The organism is Nostoc sp. (assembly GCF_036917095.1).
In the GTDB taxonomy this organism is placed as follows: domain Bacteria; phylum Cyanobacteriota; class Cyanobacteriia; order Cyanobacteriales; family Nostocaceae; genus Nostoc.
This window is the reverse complement of the sequence record NZ_JBALFH010000015.1, coordinates 503,419-525,452: the sequence shown is the minus strand read 5'-3', so window position 1 is coordinate 525,452 and position 22,034 is coordinate 503,419. Positions and strand designations below refer to the sequence as shown.

The 22,034-nt window shown below is 46.4% G+C and carries 19 protein-coding genes and 4 pseudogenes; 2 read left to right on the top strand and 21 right to left on the bottom strand.

The features are described 5' to 3' along the window. Positions 1-4 precede the first annotated feature (4 nt). A complete protein-coding gene (locus tag V7L01_RS06360; protein WP_335032925.1) occupies positions 5-610 on the bottom strand; it encodes a DsbA family protein in 606 nt (201 codons plus the stop codon). A gap of 374 nt (positions 611-984) precedes the next feature. Further along, positions 985-1,143, bottom strand: a pseudogene (locus tag V7L01_RS06355) (transposase); the annotation flags it as partial. Between the two features lie 177 nt (positions 1,144-1,320). Between V7L01_RS06355 and V7L01_RS06350 the strand changes: the two are divergent. Further along, the gene (locus tag V7L01_RS06350) at positions 1,321-1,740 is read left to right on the top strand and encodes a hypothetical protein (RefSeq protein WP_335032923.1); all 420 of its coding nucleotides are present in this window, start codon (positions 1,321-1,323) and stop codon (positions 1,738-1,740) included. 37 nt (positions 1,741-1,777) lie between these two features. Then, a pseudogene (locus tag V7L01_RS35360) lies at positions 1,778-1,907 on the top strand (IS5/IS1182 family transposase); the annotation flags it as partial. A gap of 93 nt (positions 1,908-2,000) precedes the next feature. Here V7L01_RS35360 and V7L01_RS06345 read toward each other — a convergent pair. From V7L01_RS06345 to V7L01_RS06255, 19 genes and pseudogenes are all read right to left on the bottom strand, one after another. Then, positions 2,001-2,630 carry a response regulator transcription factor gene (locus tag V7L01_RS06345; protein WP_335032921.1) on the bottom strand — a complete coding sequence of 210 codons (630 nt, stop codon included), beginning with the start codon at positions 2,628-2,630 and terminating at the stop codon, positions 2,001-2,003. Beyond that, a complete protein-coding gene (locus V7L01_RS06340; protein WP_335032919.1) occupies positions 2,617-9,576 on the bottom strand; it encodes a PAS domain-containing protein in 6,960 nt (2,319 codons plus the stop codon). Before V7L01_RS06340 ends, V7L01_RS06345 begins: the two co-directional genes overlap by 14 nt. An 82-nt stretch (positions 9,577-9,658) precedes the next feature. Further along, positions 9,659-9,850 (bottom strand): hypothetical protein, encoded by a 192-nt coding sequence (locus V7L01_RS06335; RefSeq protein ID WP_335032917.1) that lies wholly within the window; start codon positions 9,848-9,850, stop codon positions 9,659-9,661. A 362-nt stretch (positions 9,851-10,212) separates the two neighbouring features. Beyond that, positions 10,213-10,380 (bottom strand): annotated as a pseudogene (locus tag V7L01_RS06330) (ISKra4 family transposase); the annotation flags it as partial. 187 nt (positions 10,381-10,567) lie between these two features. After that, positions 10,568-10,945 carry a hypothetical protein gene (locus V7L01_RS06325; protein WP_335032915.1) on the bottom strand — a complete coding sequence of 126 codons (378 nt, stop codon included), beginning with the start codon at positions 10,943-10,945 and terminating at the stop codon, positions 10,568-10,570. A 92-nt stretch (positions 10,946-11,037) separates the two neighbouring features. Beyond that, the gene (locus V7L01_RS06320; RefSeq protein ID WP_335032914.1) at positions 11,038-11,181 is read right to left on the bottom strand and encodes a hypothetical protein; all 144 of its coding nucleotides are present in this window, start codon (positions 11,179-11,181) and stop codon (positions 11,038-11,040) included. Positions 11,182-11,303: 122 nt separating this feature from the next. After that, a pseudogene (locus V7L01_RS06315) lies at positions 11,304-11,642 on the bottom strand (GMC oxidoreductase); the annotation flags it as partial. Between the two features lie 98 nt (positions 11,643-11,740). Beyond that, positions 11,741-12,769, bottom strand: a complete 1,029-nt coding sequence (locus V7L01_RS06310) for an alpha/beta fold hydrolase (protein WP_335032912.1) — start codon at positions 12,767-12,769, stop codon at positions 11,741-11,743. Beyond that, positions 12,688-12,900, bottom strand: coding sequence for a hypothetical protein (locus V7L01_RS06305; RefSeq protein WP_335032910.1), 213 nt, complete (start codon positions 12,898-12,900; stop codon positions 12,688-12,690). The genes V7L01_RS06310 and V7L01_RS06305 overlap by 82 nt, the downstream gene beginning before the upstream one ends. 142 nt (positions 12,901-13,042) lie before the next feature. Further along, a complete protein-coding gene (locus tag V7L01_RS06300; RefSeq protein WP_335032908.1) occupies positions 13,043-13,564 on the bottom strand; it encodes a cytochrome P460 family protein in 522 nt (173 codons plus the stop codon). A 69-nt stretch (positions 13,565-13,633) separates the two neighbouring features. Beyond that, positions 13,634-14,002: an alpha/beta hydrolase fold domain-containing protein gene (locus V7L01_RS06295; protein ID WP_335033185.1), complete on the bottom strand. Its 369-nt coding sequence runs from the start codon at positions 14,000-14,002 to the stop codon at positions 13,634-13,636. Between the two features lie 89 nt (positions 14,003-14,091). Continuing rightward, on the bottom strand, positions 14,092-14,979 hold the full coding sequence (locus V7L01_RS06290) for an alpha/beta fold hydrolase (protein WP_335032907.1): 888 nt from the start codon (positions 14,977-14,979) through the stop codon (positions 14,092-14,094). Positions 14,980-15,095: 116 nt separating this feature from the next. After that, positions 15,096-15,965, bottom strand: a complete 870-nt coding sequence (locus V7L01_RS06285; protein ID WP_335032905.1) for an alpha/beta fold hydrolase — start codon at positions 15,963-15,965, stop codon at positions 15,096-15,098. 125 nt (positions 15,966-16,090) lie between these two features. Next, the gene (locus V7L01_RS06280; protein WP_335032903.1) at positions 16,091-16,840 is read right to left on the bottom strand and encodes an SDR family oxidoreductase; all 750 of its coding nucleotides are present in this window, start codon (positions 16,838-16,840) and stop codon (positions 16,091-16,093) included. An 85-nt stretch (positions 16,841-16,925) separates the two neighbouring features. After that, positions 16,926-17,357, bottom strand: coding sequence for a cupin domain-containing protein (locus V7L01_RS06275; RefSeq protein ID WP_335032901.1), 432 nt, complete (start codon positions 17,355-17,357; stop codon positions 16,926-16,928). Positions 17,358-17,657: 300 nt separating this feature from the next. Then, a complete protein-coding gene (locus V7L01_RS06270) occupies positions 17,658-18,569 on the bottom strand; it encodes an SDR family NAD(P)-dependent oxidoreductase (protein ID WP_335032899.1) in 912 nt (303 codons plus the stop codon). Positions 18,570-18,674: 105 nt separating this feature from the next. After that, on the bottom strand, positions 18,675-20,303 hold the full coding sequence (locus V7L01_RS06265; RefSeq protein ID WP_335032898.1) for a GMC family oxidoreductase: 1,629 nt from the start codon (positions 20,301-20,303) through the stop codon (positions 18,675-18,677). Between the two features lie 221 nt (positions 20,304-20,524). After that, complete coding sequence (locus V7L01_RS06260; RefSeq protein ID WP_335032897.1) at positions 20,525-21,337, bottom strand: alpha/beta fold hydrolase; 813 nt, start codon at positions 21,335-21,337, stop codon at positions 20,525-20,527. Positions 21,338-21,451: 114 nt separating this feature from the next. After that, on the bottom strand, positions 21,452-22,009 hold the full coding sequence (locus tag V7L01_RS06255) for a DsbA family protein (RefSeq protein WP_335032896.1): 558 nt from the start codon (positions 22,007-22,009) through the stop codon (positions 21,452-21,454). Positions 22,010-22,034: the final 25 nt, after the last annotated feature.

Genomic DNA, 22,034 nt, shown 5'->3' with positions numbered 1-22,034 from the left:
AATACTAGCCATGAGAAGCTCCAACGATCGCAACAAGTAGTGGCTCAAGCTCTAAAGCGTCTCTATAACGCACACCATTGATAAATAAAGCTGGAGTGCTAACTACCCCACTATCGATTCCGCTGGCAATGTCTTGATTGATGCGATCGACATGCACTTTTTGGGCAATGTCTCGAATAAACTGAGTTACATCAAGCCCTAAATTGTCAGCGTATTCTGCTAAATACCCATCTTCTAGCTCTTGCTGATGCTTCAATAGCATCTCGTGCATCTGCCAAAACTGCCCTTGTGTTGCTGCTGCTTCTGTTGCTGCTGCTGCCTTTTGAGCTTGAGGATGGATTTGAGGTTGGGGAAAATGTCGGAATACAAAGCATAGAGAATCTCTCCCGAATAAGGTCGCCTCAAGCTGGCGTTGAATTGCCTGAATTGAGGTATAAAGTTCACTACATTGGGGACACTGATAATCCCCATACTCAACAAGCACAACGCGAGCATTCAATGATCCTTGTCGATGGTCTTGCTCAGAAGGAATTACAACTAATTGATTGCGCTCTGCTTCGCAGTTACCGCAAGGGTCGCCAGGTGTGTCGTCAGGAATAACATCGCTCATTTTAAACTCTCATTTTAAATCTTTGAGGAAAAGAGATTCATCGTCTGCACTCTGAAATTTCTTCCCTTCAAGCCTATAATCATTTGGTATGAGTTTAATGTATGAGACTTGCTTAGGCTTGTCGTCAATTTAGGGTCTGTATTTTAATCAACAAAATGATTGAGGATGAGTCAATTTGAGGGAGTAGAACGAATCAAACTCAGGTTTGATTGCTTCACAGACTAAAATATGATGGTTAACCCAGGCAGAAGTACCATCTTTGTTTTTACCTTAAACAGCGAGAAGGCTCTCACTTCCGCTTTGCGGTAAGTGATGAGATGAATTGCGTGTGAGTTGAAGACAGTCCTTAAGCAGGAAAGTCACGCCTGTTACCCTCGCCATCTCGCTCCTTCTACCAAGATATAGAAAATTGCGTTTAGAACTTCCCACATATCAACTTCACGCTTTCGACCACCAGGTTTTGCTTCTGGAATCATCTCACTGAGAAATTCATATTGATCGCGAGTCAGGTTACTGGGATATGCTTTACTCATGTTGCTCTCTCAGTGCTGTTTATTATCCATTCACAGCTTATACCTAGAGAGCTTTTTTGCACCCTACATAATTTTTTAAACACCCTCTTAAGGTAGTTATACGGAAAAATTCCCTATAATACCCGAATATGAATGTTATATAGAAAGTTTCCGCATAATAAATAGTTAGGCAGCGTGATGGATGACGGTTGGAAAGGTGTCAACGAGGCGCTGAGGCGCTTTGGGCTCCCGGCGAAGCACGCCGACCGCCCGGCGATTGTCGCGGCACTGCGTGAGCAAATCCGACTTGAGGCCAATGAGGTCGGCGACCAGTTCCTGATGCGCCTCCTGTGCGCCCAGCTTTTCTCGCTGGGTGTGGTCGAAGACTCCCTGTTGGTTTGGGAGGCGAAGTCCTGCAACTTCGATACACACTGCGGGATTGATGTCCAGTTCCTATGTGGAGCGGGTTTGAAGCAGACCAAGGAGTTCCTCCGCGCCCACGGCAGTGACCCGGCACAGGATGCGTTGGAGTACATCGCCCGATGTGACTGCGACTTCGCCGACTTCTCGGTCGGGCGCGCCCTCCGACAGGCGCAGGAGTTCTATCAGGTGGCATGACTTGCTGCGGCTAACCGGCCGCTGAACGTCGGTTCGTGTAGAGCGAACTTTTGGTTGCCTGACGGGATGTCGCCGATTAGTTCGAGACGCGCGAGTTATTACCCGAGACATCGGAGACTTTTATTTATCTTGCCATGATACGTATTATGGTGAGACGATTAGCATAATTTTTAACCTCGAAAAACTTTTCAAACATCCTCTGAGGCAATTCCCAATGAGTTGGGAAGCCTACACTGTACCTTAAGGTCGGTGTAGGTAGTTCACAAGCTAGCAATTCCGCGTTTCAACGCAATAATGGCTGCCTGGGTGCGATCTTTGACATTTAGCTTGCTTAAAATTCGGTTGATATGAGTCTTCACTGTACTTTCACTAATATTGAGAGCAGTGCTAATTTCCTGGTTGCTCATGCCCTGTCCGACTAACTGGAGAACTTCTAACTCACGATCGCTCAGTTCTGGAGCAGTCATCCGTTGGACTAGCTTGGCAGCCACGTTGAGGGGAATATACTGTTGTCCCCTGGTCACTGTCCGAATTGCTGTCAATAGTTCCTCTGGCTCAGAGTCCTTCAGTAAATACCCCTTTGCCCCGGCTCGCAATCCTCGATAAATCTCTTCATCGGTGTCATACGTGGTCAGCACAATAATTCGGGCATTGGGAAACTCATTGCAAATAAGCGTAATCGCCTGAACACCCCCCATATCGGGCATCCGTAAATCCATCAAAGTCACATCAGGTTGCTGTTGCTGAAAAACTGCGATCGCCTCATGCCCATTTCGCCCCTGACCAACAATGACAATATCTGGAGCCTCCTCTAACATTCCGATCAAACCCTGGCGAACAACAGGATGATCGTCCACAACCAGAACGCGAATGCTACTAGGCTGATTCATGCTGACTTAACCCCCGATTAATAGATACCGCGATCTCTGTCCCTTGCTCTAAGTCACTTTGAATCTTTAATTCAGCTCTAATGCGTTCAGCCCGTTCTGCCATCCCCAGTAGACCAAAGCCATTCTGCATCGCCTGGTTTTCTACATTAAATCCCTGCCCATCGTCTTTAATTCGCAAGCTGCATTGGGTCGGTTCATAGATCAGTTCAATGTGGATTTCACGTGCGTTAGCATGTTTGATTGCATTTGTCAAAGCTTCCTGCCCAATCCGAAACAGATTATTTTCCAGATCGGAGGATAGGGGATAGGGTCTACCCATGACTTCGTAGACGATTTGGGTTGCGATCGAGGAGTCTAATTCAGCAGCAAGACGGCGTAAGGCATCCTGTAAGTTACTGCTCTCTAAAAGGTATGGGCGGTGTAGTGCCTCTACTGAACGACGTGCCTCCGCAAGCCCAGAACGGGCTAAATCGAGGATCTGAGTGAGGAGAGTTTGCGCTTTTTCTGGGTCTGCCATTACCTTATTGGAAGCAGAGCGAGCATGAATGATAATACCTGTAAACGCTTGGGCTAAAGTGTCGTGAATTTCCCGTGCCATGTGATTGCGCTCTTCTAGAATGGAGGCTTCTTCGGCTCGTTTGCGATCGGTGATATCTCTTGTTAGCCAAATGACAGAATGTTGTGAGATGGGCGAGATGCGAGTTGCAAACCAGGTTTTCCACCCTCCCACGATCAAGCTAAACTCAACCGTTAGAGGCTGCTGAGTGCTTAATGCTTGCCGAATACAGCCAAGAAATGTATCGGCTTGCGATCGCTCAAAAATTTCGGAAAATGTTCGACCCACCTGTTCGTCAATCGGGTTAGATAATTTCTCTGACTCGATCAGGGTTGCTCTCAAAATCCGCCCTTCTGCATTTACTACCAAGAGCGGATCGGGCATTGCACAAAAGAGCGCCCGAAGTTCTGCTTCGGAGGCTTGCAACGCTTCTTCTGCCTGTTTGCGTCTAATTCCTAATGCAATCTCGCGGGCTGAAAACTCCAACGCCTCAAAGTTAGACGACGGAATGGGATGTCGAGTAAACATCCCTATAACTCCAACAAGCTGCTCATCCAGCAGTATCGGATAGCCCGCAAATGCCACCATGCCTTCTCGTTTTGCCCATTCTTTATCAATGGATGGTTCATCAAACACATTGTTAGTCAACAGAGGGCAGCATTCCTGAGCAATTCGTCCAACTTTGAGGCTACCTAGAGGAACTCGACTGTATTCACCGTCAAGACGGGTATACATCCCCGCACTGGCTTGTAACTCCAAAACATTATTGTCTTTATTTAGCGTCCAAATCCGAGCAAATGCCGCATTAAAGTGCTTAACAACGGCTTGGGCACAGCGATGCAGTATCAAGGGCAAACTAGTACTTTGAGCCAAGGCACTATCCACATCGGCACGAAAATCGGAGAGGATTGCCTGTTCCCGAAATTGAGCCTCGGACTGACGCAACACTTCTTCTGCTTGTTTGCGTTCGCTAATATCTGTCATGAGACTGTAGAAGCCTCTCACTTGAGCATTGCGATCAAAATCGGGGATCAAGGTCGCACTGATGCAGTGTCTACCAAGCGAAGAAGGAATTTCTGCTTCCAGGGTTACAGTTTGCCCTGCAAACACCTGATTAATAGACGGCTCAAACCGTTGATAAACCGTCTCACCTAAAAGTTCATGAACAGATTTGCCCAGAATCTCATCACGGTTACGGCTAAACCAAACCTCATGGGTACGGTTGATAAATTGATAGCATCGATTGGCATCCACATAACCGATCAGAGCCGGTAGAGCGTCGGTGATCAGCCGTAATTCTTGTTCTCGACCGCGCAATTCTGCTTCACTTTGCTGTAAAGCTGCCGTTCGTTGGGCTACTTGTTGCTCCAGGGTACGATTGTAATTGGCTAAGAGATGTTCGGTTTGTTTACGCTCTGTGATGTCTTGAAAGGCTACAATTGCGTAAGCCACGTTCCCATGTTCATCAAAGACTGGCGTTCCCCATGCCTCAATGGGAATAATAGTCTCGCCTTGGTGAATCTCTAAATCATCCGTTCTTGTACGTTCGCCTTTTAACGCTTGGACAATTGGCATCTTCTCAGGGGAACAGTTTTGATCCGTTCCAGCCAGGTAAACTTGATAAACCTCTGCAAGATGATCTGATGTCACGGTAGGATCAACGCCTTTACCCATCAGCTCAATTCCCTGCTGATTGACATAGTAAGGGCGACCAGTCGCATCCAAGACCCCAATTCCCACTGGAACCGCTTCTAGAAATTGAGCCATCTGACTTTCGCTAGCGCGGAGCTTTGAGTAGAGTTTGGCATTTTCGATCGCGATCGCTGCTTGAGTAGAAAGTAGATTCAGAACTTGCGATCGCGTAGCGCCTCCTAATGCCTCCGGCACGCTTGCGCGAACGGAGACTCGCTCTGGTGTAAATGCTCCAGCCGCTAATTTATTTTCTAGATACAACACGCCCACTAGCTTACCTTGATTGAGCAGAGGTAAACATAAAATTGATTGAGTTTGATTCTGTTGAATATATGGCTCATTAATAAAATTACCTTCACGAGCAGCATCATTTAAGATGACAGATTCATGAGTACGAATAACATAATTAATAATTGATTCAGGTAGATTATTTGCAGTTGGGATAGATTGCAGCACTTGTGTAGCATAGACATTCTCACCCTCATTAAGTTCACTAGACGCTTCAATCACCCATTTTCCTGAGTTTTCTAAAATCAGAGAACCTGTTTGTGCGCCAGCATTTTCGATTAATATCTTCATCAAGGAACGGAGCAAATTATCTAGTTCAATTTCGCTCGAAATCGCCTGAATTGCCTTCATCACTGCCGTTAAATCAAAAGCGATGTGTGAGGTATTAAAGGTGGTTCCAGCAGTAGTGCGGATTGGTGTGGAAGCCACGCTGGATAAATGAGGAAAGAACTGCGGATAGCGAGTTTCTAAATCTTTGACTTTCGCAGTTGCTCCCCACCGTTCATAACAGTAGTGAGCTTCTTTCATATAGGTTTGGGCGATCTTTTGCCGACCTCGCACCAGATAATGTTTAGCAGCTAACTCATAAGCTAACGCCTCTTCCTGGATATATTCATTTTCCCTGGCTCCTTGAATTGCTTGTTCATAAAATTCCTCTGCTTCAAACCACTGGCTCAAAACTCGTGCCGTCTCTGCTTGCACCAAATGATATTTATGCAAACAATTCATTGGCGCATACTTTGACCATTGCTTCATTTTCTCCTGACTAACCGTAACTTTTTTGAGGATTTCCTCCTGCACTTGAGCGCTGCTTTCAGAGTATATGGCGAGTCTTGCCAGCGCATCATATAGATAGTAAAAAGGGCCAACAGGTGTGCCTGTTATTCGGATTAAATAACGTTCTGCTATGGTTGAGTTTTTAACTGCCTGAGCATACTCAGAAAATAGGTAGCACAGGAAAAGTTTATAGAAATAGACATCAAAGGTTGCCGTTCCATCATTTGTTACTTCATGTTGTGGCAATCCATTTTCTTCATTGTATAATTCGCCAACTAGACGAGTTGGGTTGACCGAAAAGCCCATCAAATTTGCGATCGTCTGCTGATATATTTGGTTCCAGGTTAGCGCCGTTTTCTGTTTGATTTGACGAATTGCTTCACTGTATTTCGTCATCTTGCGCTCAACTTCTACGAGTTTCTTTCCAACTGCGTAGGATTGGAAGCAATAACAATGAGCACAATAAGCAGCAAACTCTAAATCTCCAACTTCTAAACCTCTTTGGTAGGCTTCTAGCAAGGGCTGGATTGTGTTTCTAATATGCTCTTTCCAATGAATAATAAAGTTATTCACAATGAGTAATGTTCTAGCTCTGAGAGAATGAACATTAAGGTGTGACAATAGATTTAGCGCAAGTTGTCCAAACTCGTACCCAATCTCAATGTTCCCACTCGTTCCACAAAGAATTAATCCGTAAAAAGCATAGGCAAAGGGAGATACAACAGCATTACCAGATTGAATTGATAAGTTTACTTGTTTAGACACAAGCAGAGGCATCAAATCAGGAGCCGCAACATAGGCAGCGATCGTGATGCTTGATAAGATTCGCATCGCCGCCAACTTGTCCGGTTCGGTCATTTCCGGCAAATGGAGCAAGTCCTCGATTGGCTTCTCACCAATGAGTGATGCGATCGCGTCTAGCTCAAGCTGAATGTCTGACTGAGTTGGCGTTTCAGGAAAACTGATTCCCAATTGCTGCAAAACTTGCAATCCAGTGTTGATTGCTTTTAATGGCTGGTTCTGCGCGATGTCAGTTTGAATTTTGACTTCGTAAACTTTCACGATGTCGAGAACCGTTTTGGCTGCTTGCAGAACAACCACTGCCCAGGATTCTACCTGCTCAAACTCGCCACACAAATACGCGACTTGTGTTGTTTCTGTATATAACTCTAAGGTCAATTTATAGTTAGTTTGCCAACTGGAGTCTGCCAGCCATACTCTACCTCTGGCTAAATAGTTTTGAGCCACGCTATAGGCGATCGCAGCTTTTGCTTTCTGTCCTGCGATTAAATTTAATCTAGCAATTTCATTGCGTTCTAGTTGATCTGCAACAAGCTCAATTCCATGATTAAGATGATCGACAATTTCAAACAGTCGGTCTGATAGTCTCTCTGGCAAAGTTTTTTCGAGGAGATTGCGACCAATTTGTAAATGAACAATTTGTTTTTGCGACTCATCGATTAAGGTGTATGAGGCTTGCTGCACGCGATCGTGCAAGAACTTATACTCTTGAATTAACAAGTTTTCATCTAATTCAGATAGTGGTTGAATTAATCCAACTTGTATGGCTGTTAGTAAATCTTGAAAAATCGTTTCAGGTGGTTGATCGCAAACAATCGATAGAGTATTTAAATTAAATTCAGCACCGACGCAAGCAGCTAACCGGAGAATTTGCTGTGTATTTTCTGGCAGTTTCTTCAACTTGTGAAGCATCAACTCCACCACATTATCGGTAATATTCTGGGCTTGAATATCAGTTATGTTCCATTGCCACCCCCCTTTACTTCCCCCCTTACTAAGGGGGGATTGAGGGGGGTCAAATGTCAATAAATTTTCGCTATACAGCATTCTCAAAAATTCACTGACAAAGAACGGATTGCCCTCAGTTTTACGCAAAACTAACTCAGCTAAGGGACGAACGATGTCTGCATTCCGATGTAGTGTCTCGACAATCAACTGATTCAACGGCTCAAGCGTTAAGGGTGCTAAGATAATTTCCTGAAGCACTGCCCCTTGTTTTCGCAGTTTCTCTAGCATTAATGCTAATGGATGTGTTGGATTTACTTCGTTATCTCGATAAGCTCCAATTAAAAATAATGATTGGGCTTGCTCATCCAGCAGCATCAACTCAATTAAATTCAGCGTTGCTGAGTCTATCCATTGCAAATCATCTAAGAATATCGCCAGGGGATGTGATTCTGAACAAAACACCCGCACGAACTGCCCAAAGATTCGATGAAAGCGATTTTGAGCTTCAGTTGCTCCCACTTCTGGTACAGGCGACTGCTTGCCGATAATTAATTCAACTTCTGGGATGATATCAATGATGATTTGTCCGTTGCTTCCCAACGCCGTTAGCAGGCGCGATCGCCATTGTTGCACTTGCTCGTCTGGTTCACTGAGCAATTGCCGTACCAATTTTTGCAGAGCATCTGCGATCGCACTGTAGGGAATATTGCGCTGAAATTGATCGAATTTACCAGAGATAAAATAGCCGCGCTTTTGGGTAATTGGTTTATAGATTTCTTGCACTAACGCAGATTTACCAATGCCAGCATAGCCAGATACCAACATCATTTCGACTTGGAATTTTGGTTTGCCTTTTTGTTCGCTTTGCGAAGTTGTTTCCGAATTGTTTGGTAAAGCAGCAATGCGATTTGACTCTGGACGCGCTATGCGAACAAATGCCGCCAGTAACATTGCAACTTCCTTGTCCCGTCCATACAGTTTTTGGGGAATTTGAAAGCGATCCGAAACGTCTTGAAGCGCCAGTTGAATGCTAGAGATTTGACCGATTTCTTTTAATTGTTCAGCACAGATTTCTAAATCCGCTTTGATGCCCCAGGCACTTTGATAGCGATTTTCAGCATTTTTCGCCATCAGTTTGAGAATGATATCTGAAACTGGCTTAGGAATCGTTGTATTTATTTCATGAGGCGGAATAGGATGTTTGGCAATATGACAATGGACTAACTCCAGCACGTCTGTAGTGGGAAATGGTAGTTGTCCGGTGAGCAGTTCGTAAAACGTTACACCTAGTGAATAGAAATCGGTGCGGTAATCGAGCAAACGGTTCATTCGTCCTGTTTGCTCTGGAGAAAGGTACGGGAGTGTCCCTTCTAATACATGAGGGTTTTTGAAAGTTGGATTCGTGCGGTTAAATTGGGTGGCAATTCCAAAGTCAATAATTTTGACAACACCAGTATCCAGATTGAGAACAATGTTTCCAGGATTGATATCTTTATGAATGATATTGGCTGCATGGATTCTGCCTAGAATATCAGTGAGGGCGATCGCAAGACTTAAAAATTGGGATAAAGGCATGGGGCAGAAGATATCTGGGCGCTTGTGCATCCATTGCTCTAGGGACTCTCCCCCAAAATCTTCTAAGATAATCACCAGAGTGCGTTGATAGTCTTGCTGACTGTATGCCTTCACCACTCCCTCCAAATTGAGGGAACGGGTAATTTTATATTCCTGTCTGTAGCGAGTTAGTTCTTGGGGAGAGGGATAATCAAGCTTTAGCATTTTTACAATTATCCCTACTCCATCGTCTCTGATGCCCCGATACACTAGAGAATTAGAACTTTCATATATCTTGTTTTGAATGGCAATACCAGGTAGAGCAATCATAGAACAACTCTTGGGAGTATAATCTGGCATACCTCAAACTATACAGCAATCCAGCTATCTACATTTTTCATATTCTGAAATCCTATTTAGTTTTGTTCATTTCTAACCAATTGTAGAGCCTTAACTGAACTCCGTTGAGCGCTGTATCAATTATGTAGAGCCATTCTAGAACACTCACGCTTACAACTGGCGTAGCACGGGACACCAGAAGCGGAAAGTTTTGCCCTATCCCTCGTACAACTTCTTGAATGTCCCGTTGTGATGATATCTCCATTGAAACTGCAACCCAAAGACATTAGATGCCAAATTGCCAAAATTGTTCAGGGGTTATCTTATCTCGTATTCAGACTCCAGAAGCGTCAACAGCTTATCTTACTGCTGTGCTAGATAAGGACGATTCACCTTCCCCAACGACTGCAACAGACTTTTGACTGTCTCCTCCAGCGAATCGGAATACACCCGACTGATGCGATCGCTAATTAACTCTCCACAACTCTAGCAGAGTCCGCCAGCATACCATCTCGCACACGAGGACTGCTGTTTACAACAGCTTGAGCCTGTTCAAGATTCTCTGCCTGGATTACCCAAAGCCCAGTTCCATCATGGGGAAATTTCCATAGTAGAGCATGGGAAGAGTTTCAAGCGTTTTTGTGAACCCCCAACTTTATGGAGGTTTTCTATCAAATGGAACCAATCAAGCACTTCTCGGCGTTGTACATCAGGGGCTAGTTGGTCGACGATATTCCAAATACCATCATGTCCATCACCGATACAAGTAATTGTGCTAGCCAGTGGTTGATCATTGTGTTGAGTGTCCACTTCCATATCCTTTGAGTTTGTTGAAGTTAGAATTCAGGAGTCAGAATTCAGGAGTCAGAATCAAGACGCGTAGCTTGCTAACCCTGCGTTCGCAAAGCGTCTCACAGACAAGCACCGCTTTTTCGGTCAGAATTCAAAAGAATTCTGGTTCTTGACTCCTGAATTTTGTAAGTCAACTTTTTCTACAATTTTGCCGCATCAAGATACGGTTATTTTTATATACCTCTAAAGTTCCAGACTGTGGGTTATCCAATGTGCCATCCCACACCCAATATTCATAAATTCCATTCCGAAATTTATACACTCGAACACCTTCTGTCGCTTTGCTAGTTCCTTTACCCAAACTTAAATTACCGTTGGGATTGGTCGCGCGATAGAGCAGTTCGCCGGAAGTATAATTCCGCCAAATATTGATGTTGTAACCACCCTGGCATTTCGTACTCAAGACGATGCCAGCAGTAGAGTCAGCAGAAGCTTTTAAGGAACAATTAGTTAATACACTAATTGGCAGAGCAAGGAATAATGCGGATATTTTTAGTAGTATTTTCATTGTGTTCAAGAGTATTGAAAAACTAATTAGACGGTATTGGCGATTATCCAAAGTTTATCAGTGCTGCGTTAAGTGCAAGTGCCATCCAATTCTCAAAGATTGAGGTCGGACAATCCAGGATGATCGTCAAGACGACAACCCAGTATCCAGTGGTATTTGCGATCGCCTCCCCGTTGTAAGATAGAATACTTGACTTCTGTGAAACGGTATAATTTGCATACTAGTTCTGCACCCAAAGCTGTTTCTTCAGCGTATGAATGACTGCGTGGGGAACAGATTTTTTACTAGTCATTGTAATTTTCCTGTTCAAAAAATTCAAATTGTTACATTTCTGCTAGATAAGTTGTACAGTTCTGTGTTAGTTTGCGATCGCCTTTGGCGCTGCGCTCCGCGCAATCGCTAAAGATGTTGGCTGTGAAATACCACCTGCGGCTTTTTCGCCGATCGTAATAGTGGGCGCATTCGTATTTCCGGTAGTGATTGTTGGCATGATGGATGCATCCACGATACGCAACCCCTCAACCCCATATACCCGCAGTTGTGGGTCTACAACTGCCATTGGATCGATACCCATTTTGCAGGTGCCGACTGGATGATACACCGTATTGCAAACTTCTCCCACGTAAGCAACGAGTGCTTCATCGCTCTGCTTATCTTTACCAGGAGCGACTTCCTCACCGCGAAATTCATCAACGCTCGGTGTGTGGGTGTTCATAGCGTAAGTACCTGAGAGTAGTTTATATTACGATCCATTTAAAGGTGAAACGGCGCAGAGTCATTGCTCCAGAGAAGCCATTAACGTTTCTTTGATGCAAGTTCCCAGACCGCAGTTGCGAATGCTTTAGGATCTTCCTGGGGCAGGTTATGACCGACGTTTGGAATGACCCGATGCTGACGTTCGCCGCTAAACTTCGCTGCCGTCGATTTCCCATCGGTTGCTGGCACGACACCATCTGCGTCCCCGTCCAGCGTGATGGTCGGCACCGTAATGGTCGGTTGCGCGGCGAGTCGCTGCTCAAGTTCCTCATACATGGGATAGCCGGCAGCAAGTCCAAGGCGATGGCGGTAGGAATGAATGACGACCTCCACATAATCGGGGTTGTCGAAGGCGCTGGCGTGCCGATCGAGCGTTGCCTCGTCAAAGTGCCAGTTCGGCGAATTCCGAGTCCAGAGAATCCTCGCAATCTCACGTCTGTTAGCCGTCAGTCCGGCGCGTCCGCGCTCGGTCTGGAAATAGTATTGGTACCAGATACCAGATTCGATCGCGGGTGAAAGTGGCAGCCCTGCCTTGGCAATATCCTGGATTAGGTAGCTATTGACGGACACCAGACCTGTGCATCGTTCAGGCCAGAGAGCCGCAACAACGCAAGCGGATCGTCCACCCCAGTCATAGCCAGCAAGCACAGCACGGTTCAGCTGCAATGCATCCATCAAGGCGATCGCATCGACACCGATGGCGGCTTGCTGCCCGGAGCGTGGTGTGGCACTGTCAAGAAAACGGGTTGATCCATGTCCTCGCAGGTAGGGAACAATCACCCGACATCCGCGTGCAGCAAGCATTGGTGCAACGTCAATGTAGCTATCGATGGAATACGGGAACCCATGCAGTAGCAACACCGGAGATCCATCGCTCGGTCCTGCTTCGTAGTAACCGATGTCGAGGACACCCGCTTTTATCTGCTTGATGGGAGTAAACCTAAATTCAGAACGTTTGGGCTTGTCGAAGCTTGCGTGTGCGGTACTCATGAGTGCCATTTCTGTGAAAATGCTTGCTGCCGCCGTTCCCAAAAAGCGGCGGCGGTTGTGTTTAATTGCTTTGAGCATGGGATTTGTTCATTGAATTGGTGGATGAGGCGATCGGGCGGAACGCAGTGCCCAAAAGCGACGGCGATGATAGTTGATTCTTTCAGACATTTGTTAATCTCTTTAGTTTGATCGTTGACTTCTTCGGACATTCATGTTTCTTCAAGCCGATGGACTACCGTGCATTCGTGCGTAGCGGGACTGGCAGGAGGTTAGCTTCAGATGTGCTGCCTGACATCTCGGTGTCACAAAACTTGCTGAAACTCACGATGTTGGCTAACGCACCTTCGGCATTCAAGGCGCGTAATGCGTAAAGGCAAAGTCGCGAGCTTTGACGCTCACATGGCAAGAAAAGCAGCTGTGTACCGCTACGTCGGCGGGTTTGCCGTCGTTAAATTGAGCGAACCCCCAGCCGCCGGTCGAGGCGTATTTTATTGAGTCCTTGACCATAAACTGAACCCCCTCCTTGGGTGGCCCAGCTACGTAAGATTGGAGGCGGCCAAAGGCTCTGTTGTTTTCCTCCGATGGGACGTAACTCCAGGCGAGCCGGGCAATGATTGTGCCGTCCGGGAACGGAAGCTTCCCTTCCCGGTATGCCTCGATCGCTACATCGTTGCCCAATTTGGCGCGTATATCGTTGAGGTCGCCTTTTTCGCGGGCTACAGAGATCAACGTCCAGTCGCGGTATCCGGGGGGGATTTTGCCTCCGAAGATTGGGGCGGCCGCTCCATCAGCGTGTCGAGAGGGGGGAACCATGCAGACAACCATGCCAGCCACCATTACAACTACAACCAGCAATAAAGCGATCCGTCTCATACAGTGCCTCCTTTTTTTAGCTCTTTGCGTCACCGCGTCTTCCCATCTCCGCGTCTCCCTCTCTGCATCCTATTGCAGATATTTCTTCAATTGGGCAGCAGCTTGAACAAACAGAGAACGGGTTTGTGGCAGATCGGCTAAACCATTCAGTAGTCCGAAGTCATGAATCATGCCGTTGTACTGCACAGTTGTCACCTCGACCCCAGCTTCATCGAGCTTGCGTCCGTAGGCTGTGCCTTCGTCATGCAAAATATCGCTTTCTGCAACCACAATTAACCCCGGAGGCAAGCCTTTGAGTTGCTCAACCGTCGCCTGTAGGGGAGAAGCATAGATGTCTTTGCGCTTTTCTGGGTCAGCGATGTACATGTCATACATCCACTTCATTGTTGGTACAGTCAGAAAACGCCGATCGCCAAATTGTAAACAATCTGTTGAAATGTTAAGTTAATTGATTTAACACTGCTGCTTGATAAGCAGTAATTGTAAAATCACAATCACTTTTTACCGACATCATTTCTCAGCCAAAACTATTTATTACTAGGGGTTAGCTTGGTATTATCTACAACGTGAGTGGTCAGAAAGCGACGAATATGGTCTGCGATCGCGTCCCCATCTTCTTCCAGAGCAAAGTGCCCCGTATCAAACAAATGAAACTCCAGGTTTTTTAAGTCGCGTTTGTAGGCATAAGCTCCCTCGACTAAAAAGCCCTGGTCATTTTTGCCCCATACAATTAGCGTCGGTGGTTGATATTGGCGCAAGTAAGCTTGCCATTGTGGATATAACCGCACATTGGACTGGTAGTCGTATTTTAATGCCAATTGAATATCTATATTGCCAGGGCGATCGAGGAGTGCTTGATCCAGAGTCCAGGTATCAGGACTAAGGTTTTCTAGATTCCTGGCTCCAGTGATGTAATACCATTTCGTGCCCTTGCTTGCCAGAGCTTGTCGCACGCGATCGGCATTTTCGGGTGTCTTATTCTGCCAAAAAGCGCGCATGGGCTTCCAGAAATCACCGAGTCCTTCCTCGTAAGCATTGCCATTTTGCACAATCAGCGTCTCAATCTGCTCTGGATACTGTCTTGCTAATCGATAGCCAATTGGAGCGCCATAATCCATTAAATAAAGGCTATAGCGTTTCAATCCGATCGCAGCGACAAAGCCTGCCATCACTTCGGCAAGGCGATCGAAGGTGTAATCAAACTCATCCACCGTTGGCATAGAACTATAGCCAAAACCCGGATAATCAGGTGCAATCAGATGGAATTGATCCGCCAACGCCGGGATTAGATTGCGGAACATCTGGGACGAGGTTGGAAAGCCGTGCAATAACAGAATCGTTGGATTATTACGAGAACCAGCTTCACGATAAAAGATATCTAAACCATCGATCGATACTGTGCGATAAGCGATCATGTGTTTACTTTTTTGAATTTAAACCGTTCAACAGAATCAGAAATAGTTGATCTTGTTTATTCAAAGGTTTATACCTGAGCATGAGCCATGCTGGGATAATCCATCATTTCCACCGATCAGGTGAGAACGGATTGCAGTCGTGATGTGAGAAATTGATCGATATAGTTTGCGATCGCATCCCCATCTTCTTCCAGGGCAAAATGTCCGGTATCGAGTAGATGGAACTCAACGTCTTTCAAGTCACGCTGGTAGGGATAAGCACCGTCAGCAGGAAAGATGTAGTCGTTCTTGCCCCAAACAATCAGGGTAGGGGGTTGATACTGGCGAAAATACTCTTGCCATTGCGGATATAATGGTGGATTCGTACCATAGCTATACAGCAGTGCCAGTTGAATCTCACCGTTGCCAGGGCGATCGAGGAAATGTTGATCGATAGTCCAGGTATCGGGGCCGATCGCTTCTAGATTGCGAACACCGTTGGTATATTGCCACTTCGTCGCTTCCAGGGTGACAAGATATTTGAGCTTTTCAGCATTCTCAGGCGATCGCTCTTGCCAGTATGCCTTAATTGGTTCCCAAAATTCGCGCAGACCTTCTTCGTAAGCATTGCCATTTTGAACAATCAGAGATTGCACGCGCTCTGGATATTTAGCGGCAATCCGATAGCCTATCGGTGCGCCATAATCCATCACATAAAGACTGTACTTTTTGAGAGCGATCGCAGCAATGAATTTTTCCACAATCTCAGCCAAGCGATCAAAGGTGTAATCAAATTCATTTACAGTTGGCATCGAACTGTTGCCGTAGCCAGGATAATCAGGAGCAACGAGATGGAATTTATCAGCAAGTGCTGGTATGAGATTGCGGAACATGTGAGAGGAAGTTGGAAAGCCGTGCAATAACAAAATCGTCGGATTATTACGAGAACCAGCTTCACGATAGAAGATGTCTAAACCATCGATCGAAACTGTGCGATATGTCGTCATGGGATTACTCCTTATAAGTGATAAAAGTGACATGATGGCGTTTTACGACAGGTCGATCTATCTCACATCCTGACGATGGATCTGCTCCTGAAAGTAGTCCCGCCAGCTTTAACTCCTTTTGGACTTCAAATCTGTGCCATACCGCCATCAACAAACAACTCAATGCCATTCACAAAGCTGCTGTCATCTGAAGCGAGAAAGACAACGGCTTTGGCAATCTCATCGGGTGTACCGACTCGTCCCAGTGGGATGGTGCTGGCTTGGCTGTCCACGAATTCTTGCAACTGCTGGTCATTCAGTCCCAAATGATCGTAACCAGGAGTCGGAACCACACCAGGGCTAATGGCATTCACTCGGATCTTGCGTTCTCTGAGGTCGAGTATCCAATTCCGAGCAAATGATCTCACGGCGGCTTTGGTGGCGCTGTAAACACTGAAAGCTGGCGTACCTTTTATAGAAGTAATCGAAGCATTCAGGATAATAGAAGCGCCCTCTGGCAACAGTGGCAGTGCCTTTTGTACAGTGAACAGCAAACCTTTGACATTTATGTTGAATGTTTTGTCAAAGTGTTCCTCAGTGATTGCTCCAAGTGGGGCAATTTGTCCACCTCCAGCATTAGCGAAGATGATATCGAGGTGTCCAAGCTCAAGCTTAATGGTGGCAAACAGACGATCCAGGTCTGCCAGATTAGAAACATCACTCTGCACAGCCGTAACATTTTTACCAATGGCTTCCACAGCAGCATCCAGTTCGACTTGGCGACGACCCGTGATGTAGACATAGGCACCTTCAGCAACAAACTGTTTGGCAGTGGCAAGACCGATGCCACTGTTACCACCCGTGACAAGGGCGATTTTTCCTTCTAGTTTTCTCATTATGCTAATCCTTTGATTGTTGGGTTTAAAGCGGTCAGTTACTAATGGAGAGTGGAGTCAGGAGGAAGAATAATCAGCTTAATCTCTAAGGGATATCTCCGGGCGCACCCAGAGTTTCATCGCCAATTTCGCTAGAGACGCGCATGAATAATGCCAAGTCAGTTTCCTCATTCTCGTTTAGCGTCCCTGTTGCTTCTATTAGTTGAGCAAAAGCACTAGGCGCAGCAACAACCAACCCGCGAGCTGGTTTATCGCTAAGTGCGGCGACTACATGGATGGTGTTAGGCGGAATGAAGAAGCTTTCACCAACGCCTAGCACAACCTTGTTTTCACCTGCCCAGACAGTAAACTCTCCTTCCAGCACATAAAGTTGTTCGGAATAGCGTGTATGGCGATGGGGTGGAGTCTGCGTACCAGGAGTGAAATAGCCCTCAATCAGGTCGTATTTACCGTCAGTCGTGGTGCGATCGGCGAGGATAGTGAGGCGAGAACCAAGAAGCCAGAATGATTTTGTCATGGAATAGATGCTTCTAATGAATGAATTGTGTTACGAATGCTCAAGTTTGCGGTTCAGATAAGGCAGGCGTTCATGCCGTTTTTAGATAGACAAGTGTGACAAATTTTTAACATTAAGCTTGTTGGGAAGACTTTGCGAGGTACGCTCCGCTTTAATTAAATCTGCTGCCTTCTCAGCAATCATGATAGTGGGTGCGTTTGTATTTCCCGTGGTGATTGTTGGCATGATGGACGAAAGGCTGGCAGGCTTACGACCGGCAATTCGTTCATCAACAGCGTGAAGCTCACTGTTACTGCCAGGTCAAGCGAGCAGGCGCAACGATTCATTCCAGAGCCGATCGGCATTGTCTGGGTTCAGGGCGTAGGGGGCAACTCCGCTCATATAGCCGTTCCCGTTGGTGACGAGAGTGGCTTCATTGCAGTCCTCGAAATAGCGTCCGCCAACGCCCTTTAGTAGCCCAGAGGTTGCCAACAGAACGGAAGTTGCCGCACCCTGCGCTATTGTCTTCTGCCGCTCAGGTGGGGTTCTAAGACCGCCCGTATGACGCTGGAGGTTGGTTGCGATCGCCCCGGGCATCAGGGCATTAGCGGTAATGCCATCCTTGAACCAGCGTGCAGTAGCACCCACAGCAAAGAGGATGCTTGCAGTTTTGGACTGTCCATACGCCAACCACGGATCGTAAGGACGGAACATGAAGTGAATATCATCGAACACAATGGGCGACATCAGGTGCGCGCTAGAACTAACCAACACGATACGGGCGGCACCCTCTGCTGCGAGAGCGTCGTGTAGTCCGATTGCTAGGGCAAAGGGTCCGAGATAGTTAGTGGCAAATTGCATCTCCCAGCCTTCGGGTGTGCGCTGTTCGGGCAGTGCCATTACCCCTGCATTATTAACGAGGATGTGCAGAGGCTCACGCCAGGCAGCAATGAACTTGGCAATTGAGTTGCGATCGCTTAAATCAAGCAAAGCAACATGAATATTCCGGTTCCCAGTAGTAGCCATAATGTCAGCCGCAACTTGCGCTCCAGCATCGGTATTACGCACAGCTAGTGTGACGATCGCTCCAGTTTGAGCCAGTGCCCGTGCCGTTTCTACGCCGATGCCCGATGCGGCTCCCGTAACGATCGCCCGCTTGCCGGAAAGATCTATTCCCTCTACGACCTCGGCGGCGGTGGAATGTCGTCCGAATGGTGTTGTAATCAGTGCCATTGTGTATTCCTTTACAGAGGTAGAGTGTTCTGTTTGCCTAACATCGACCGATAAACGCTCAACAGGTATGATAATCTGAGATTGCTCAAAGACGATCGCCCGTTTCTAAATAGATGAATACGCCGGATTTTGGACGTTAGATTTGCTGAGAACCGTTCGTGCTGTGCGACCTGCTTTAATTAAATCCGCTGCCTTCTCACCAATCATGATGGTGGGTGCGTTCGTATTTCCTGTGGTGATTGTTGGCATGATGGAGGCATCAACAACTCGCAATCCCTCAACCCCATGTACCCGCAACTCAGGATCGACCACTGCCATTGGGTCAATGCCCATTTTGCAAGTGCCAACCGGATGCCACACAGTGCTGCAAGTGTCCCGAATGTAAGCAACGAGTGCTGCATCACTCTGAACCTCAGCACCCGGAGCAATTTCTGCACCACGAAACTCATCAAAAAAATTGCTATGAAACAATTGCCGCATTAATTTAATTCCCTCAACCAGCTTCTTCACATCAGTTTCATTTTGCAGATAGTTCATCCGCAACATCGGTGTGTCTTTAGGATCGGGCGATTGGGCAGAGCCCACGCTTCTCCCAAGGGGAGACGCCAGAGGCGAACGCGAACGCAAACCGACACTGCCAATATTTTGCAGATGGGTCAAAGCGACTGCACCCGTAAATCCAAATGCCGCTGGAGCATAGCCAGGGGGTAAGAGCTGAATGGAACCGAATAGAAACTGTAAATCGGGTGTAACCGCTGAATTCCACTTGCTATGCAAAAATAATCCAGCTTCCCCGATACTACTAGTGCTGGCAAAGTATAAATCCTGAGTTGCCTGGTATACCACAGGAGAGAAAATGTGGTCTTGCAGGTTTTGCCCAACACCTGGCAGCTCGACGACAACAGGAATCCCTAATGTTTGTAAGTGTGCAGCATCCCCAATGCCGGAAAGCATTAGCAGCTTGGGCGAATCGAACGCGCCCGCACTTAAAATCACTTCCCGCTCAACCCTGACTTGGTGCAGCATTCCCTCGTGCAGATATTCCACCCCAACGATGCGGGTTCCCTCAAACAACAATCGAGTCACCAATGCCCCAGTCGTTATGGTCAAATTGCGACGCTGGGCAATGGGCACAAGGAATGCAGCAGCAGCACTGTGCCGTTTACCCTCCTTGGTAGTTTGCTGATAAAGTCCGGCTCCTGACTGCTGCTCCCCGTTGAAATCAGGATTGTAGTCAAATCCCATTGCCACACATGCCTCTACAAACCGTTGAGAAGTTGCAGTAGGCGCAATGGGATCGGTAACGCTCAACTCCCCATCAACTCCGTGGTAAGCGGAGGCACCGCGTTGCTGGTGTTCAGATTTGTTGAAATAAGGCAAGACATCCTGGTAATTCCAACCGGGATTTCCCAACTCCTGCCAGTGGTCATAATCGTGATGATTGCCTCGGACATACATCATGAAATTAATCGAACTGCTGCCTCCCAAGACTTTGCCACGGGAACAAAAGATTTTGCGATTATTCAAGAAGGGTTCTGGTTCAGAGAAATAGCTCCAGTCCACCTCTGAGCCTAGTAGATTGACGCACTGCGCTGGGATGAAAATCTCTGGTTTCGTATCTGGGTTACCCGCTTCGAGTAGTAACACAGTTGTGTCATTGTCTTCGGTTAGACGATTGGCAACCACACAACCAGCCGAACCTGCACCGATTACAATGTAGTCATAATTAGTCATAAAGTTCTCTTCCTCTGTTATCTACAATGGATAAATGGAGTCAAGAATGAACTGATTTAAAGAGCGATCGCTGAAATATTGTTAGTTATTCATTTACAACACCCGATCTGCTGAATTTAACTGCGTACCAATGGTGTATCCACCAAATGTTCTGCCAGAAACCAAACTTGCGTCTCATTGGTTCGCAGGACTTGGCTCACTAACAAATCGTTAAATTGGGATTACTTCACAGCAGTACTTGCTGCTTTAATCACTTTGGCAACCTCTTTTGGATGAGAGATAAAAGGAACATGACTGGAGTTAACTTCGGTTGTCTTAGCATTAATCCGTTTAGCCATAAATCGTTGAAGTTCAGGGTTGATGGCGCGATCGCTTTGAGTCACCAGAAACCAGGAAGGAATTGTTTTCCAGGCGATTTCATTCACTGATTGCTCAAACGCGGCGCTGGCAATCGGCTTTTGGGTTGCTGCCATCACTCGCGCCTCAGCCTTTGATACGTCTTGGGCAAAAAATTCGTGAAACTTCCCGCGATCGACATAGAGAAAGTTTGCAGCATCAGACACAATTGCCGTACTAATCGGAGGTGCTGCGTACCTTTTATTCAAATCACTCGTCTTTTCACCGACATCTGGTGCGAAAGCATTAACATAAACCAGAGCTTTCACCTGTGAATTGCCAGCCGCTGCACCCGTAATCACATTTCCACCATAGGAATGTCCGACCACAACAACGGAACCTTTTTGATTATTAATCACCCGCTTCGTTGTTGCCACATCATCAGCAAGTGAGGTGAGCGGAATCTGCACAGCAGTCACTCTGTAGCCATCCTGCTCTAACAATGGAATAACGTGTTGCCATGATGTACCATCAGCATAAGCCCCATGAACGAGAACGATCGCAGGTTTAGAGTTGGACGTTTGAGGTAATTCCTTGGAGGTGGCTGGTGTTGGATGCATTGATATTCCAACGACAACACTTAATGCAAATAACCACAGCAACAATTTTTGAACTTTTTTCCATATAAAAACCATCATTGCGATCGCCTCTGTATTCTTGCTAAATTGCTGAAATCTATGATTCTTGTCGTCCGTATAGAAATTGTGAAATACTCCCCGATGAAATACTTGTTAAGATAAGCATCAAAAACCTTAATCATTTGCAGCAACAATAGCTGCCATTATCTGCTCAACAGTCCAGCGATCGAGATAGCGAATTCCATTAATAAACAAAGCGGGTGCAGCCTCCACTCCACTTCGCAGTCCACCTTCGATATCTGCATTGATCCGATCGACATACCTTCCCCTGGATAAATCCTGCAAAAAATGAGAAATATCAAGTCCTAAACGATTGGCGTACTCTACTAGATAGCCATTCTCTAATTCTTGTTGATGAATGAACAATAGCTCATGCATTTGCCAAAACTGCCCTTGAACCGCTGCTGCTTCTGCGGCTTGGGCTGCCCGTTGAGCATGTGGATGAATCTGGATTTGTGGAAAGTGACGGAAGATAAAACCTAAATTGTTTTCTCCAAACTCCAGCTTCAATTGCTGCCCGGCAACTTTAATCAATCGATAGACGTTGGCACTTTGAAAACATTCATAATCTCCATACATGACGAATACTACAGCAGCATTCAGTACACCTTGAATATGATCTTGGGTTGAAGGCAGAACGAATAAAGAATAATTATCACGGTTGTAAGTCATGTTTCGGTTTGTATTAAGCAATACT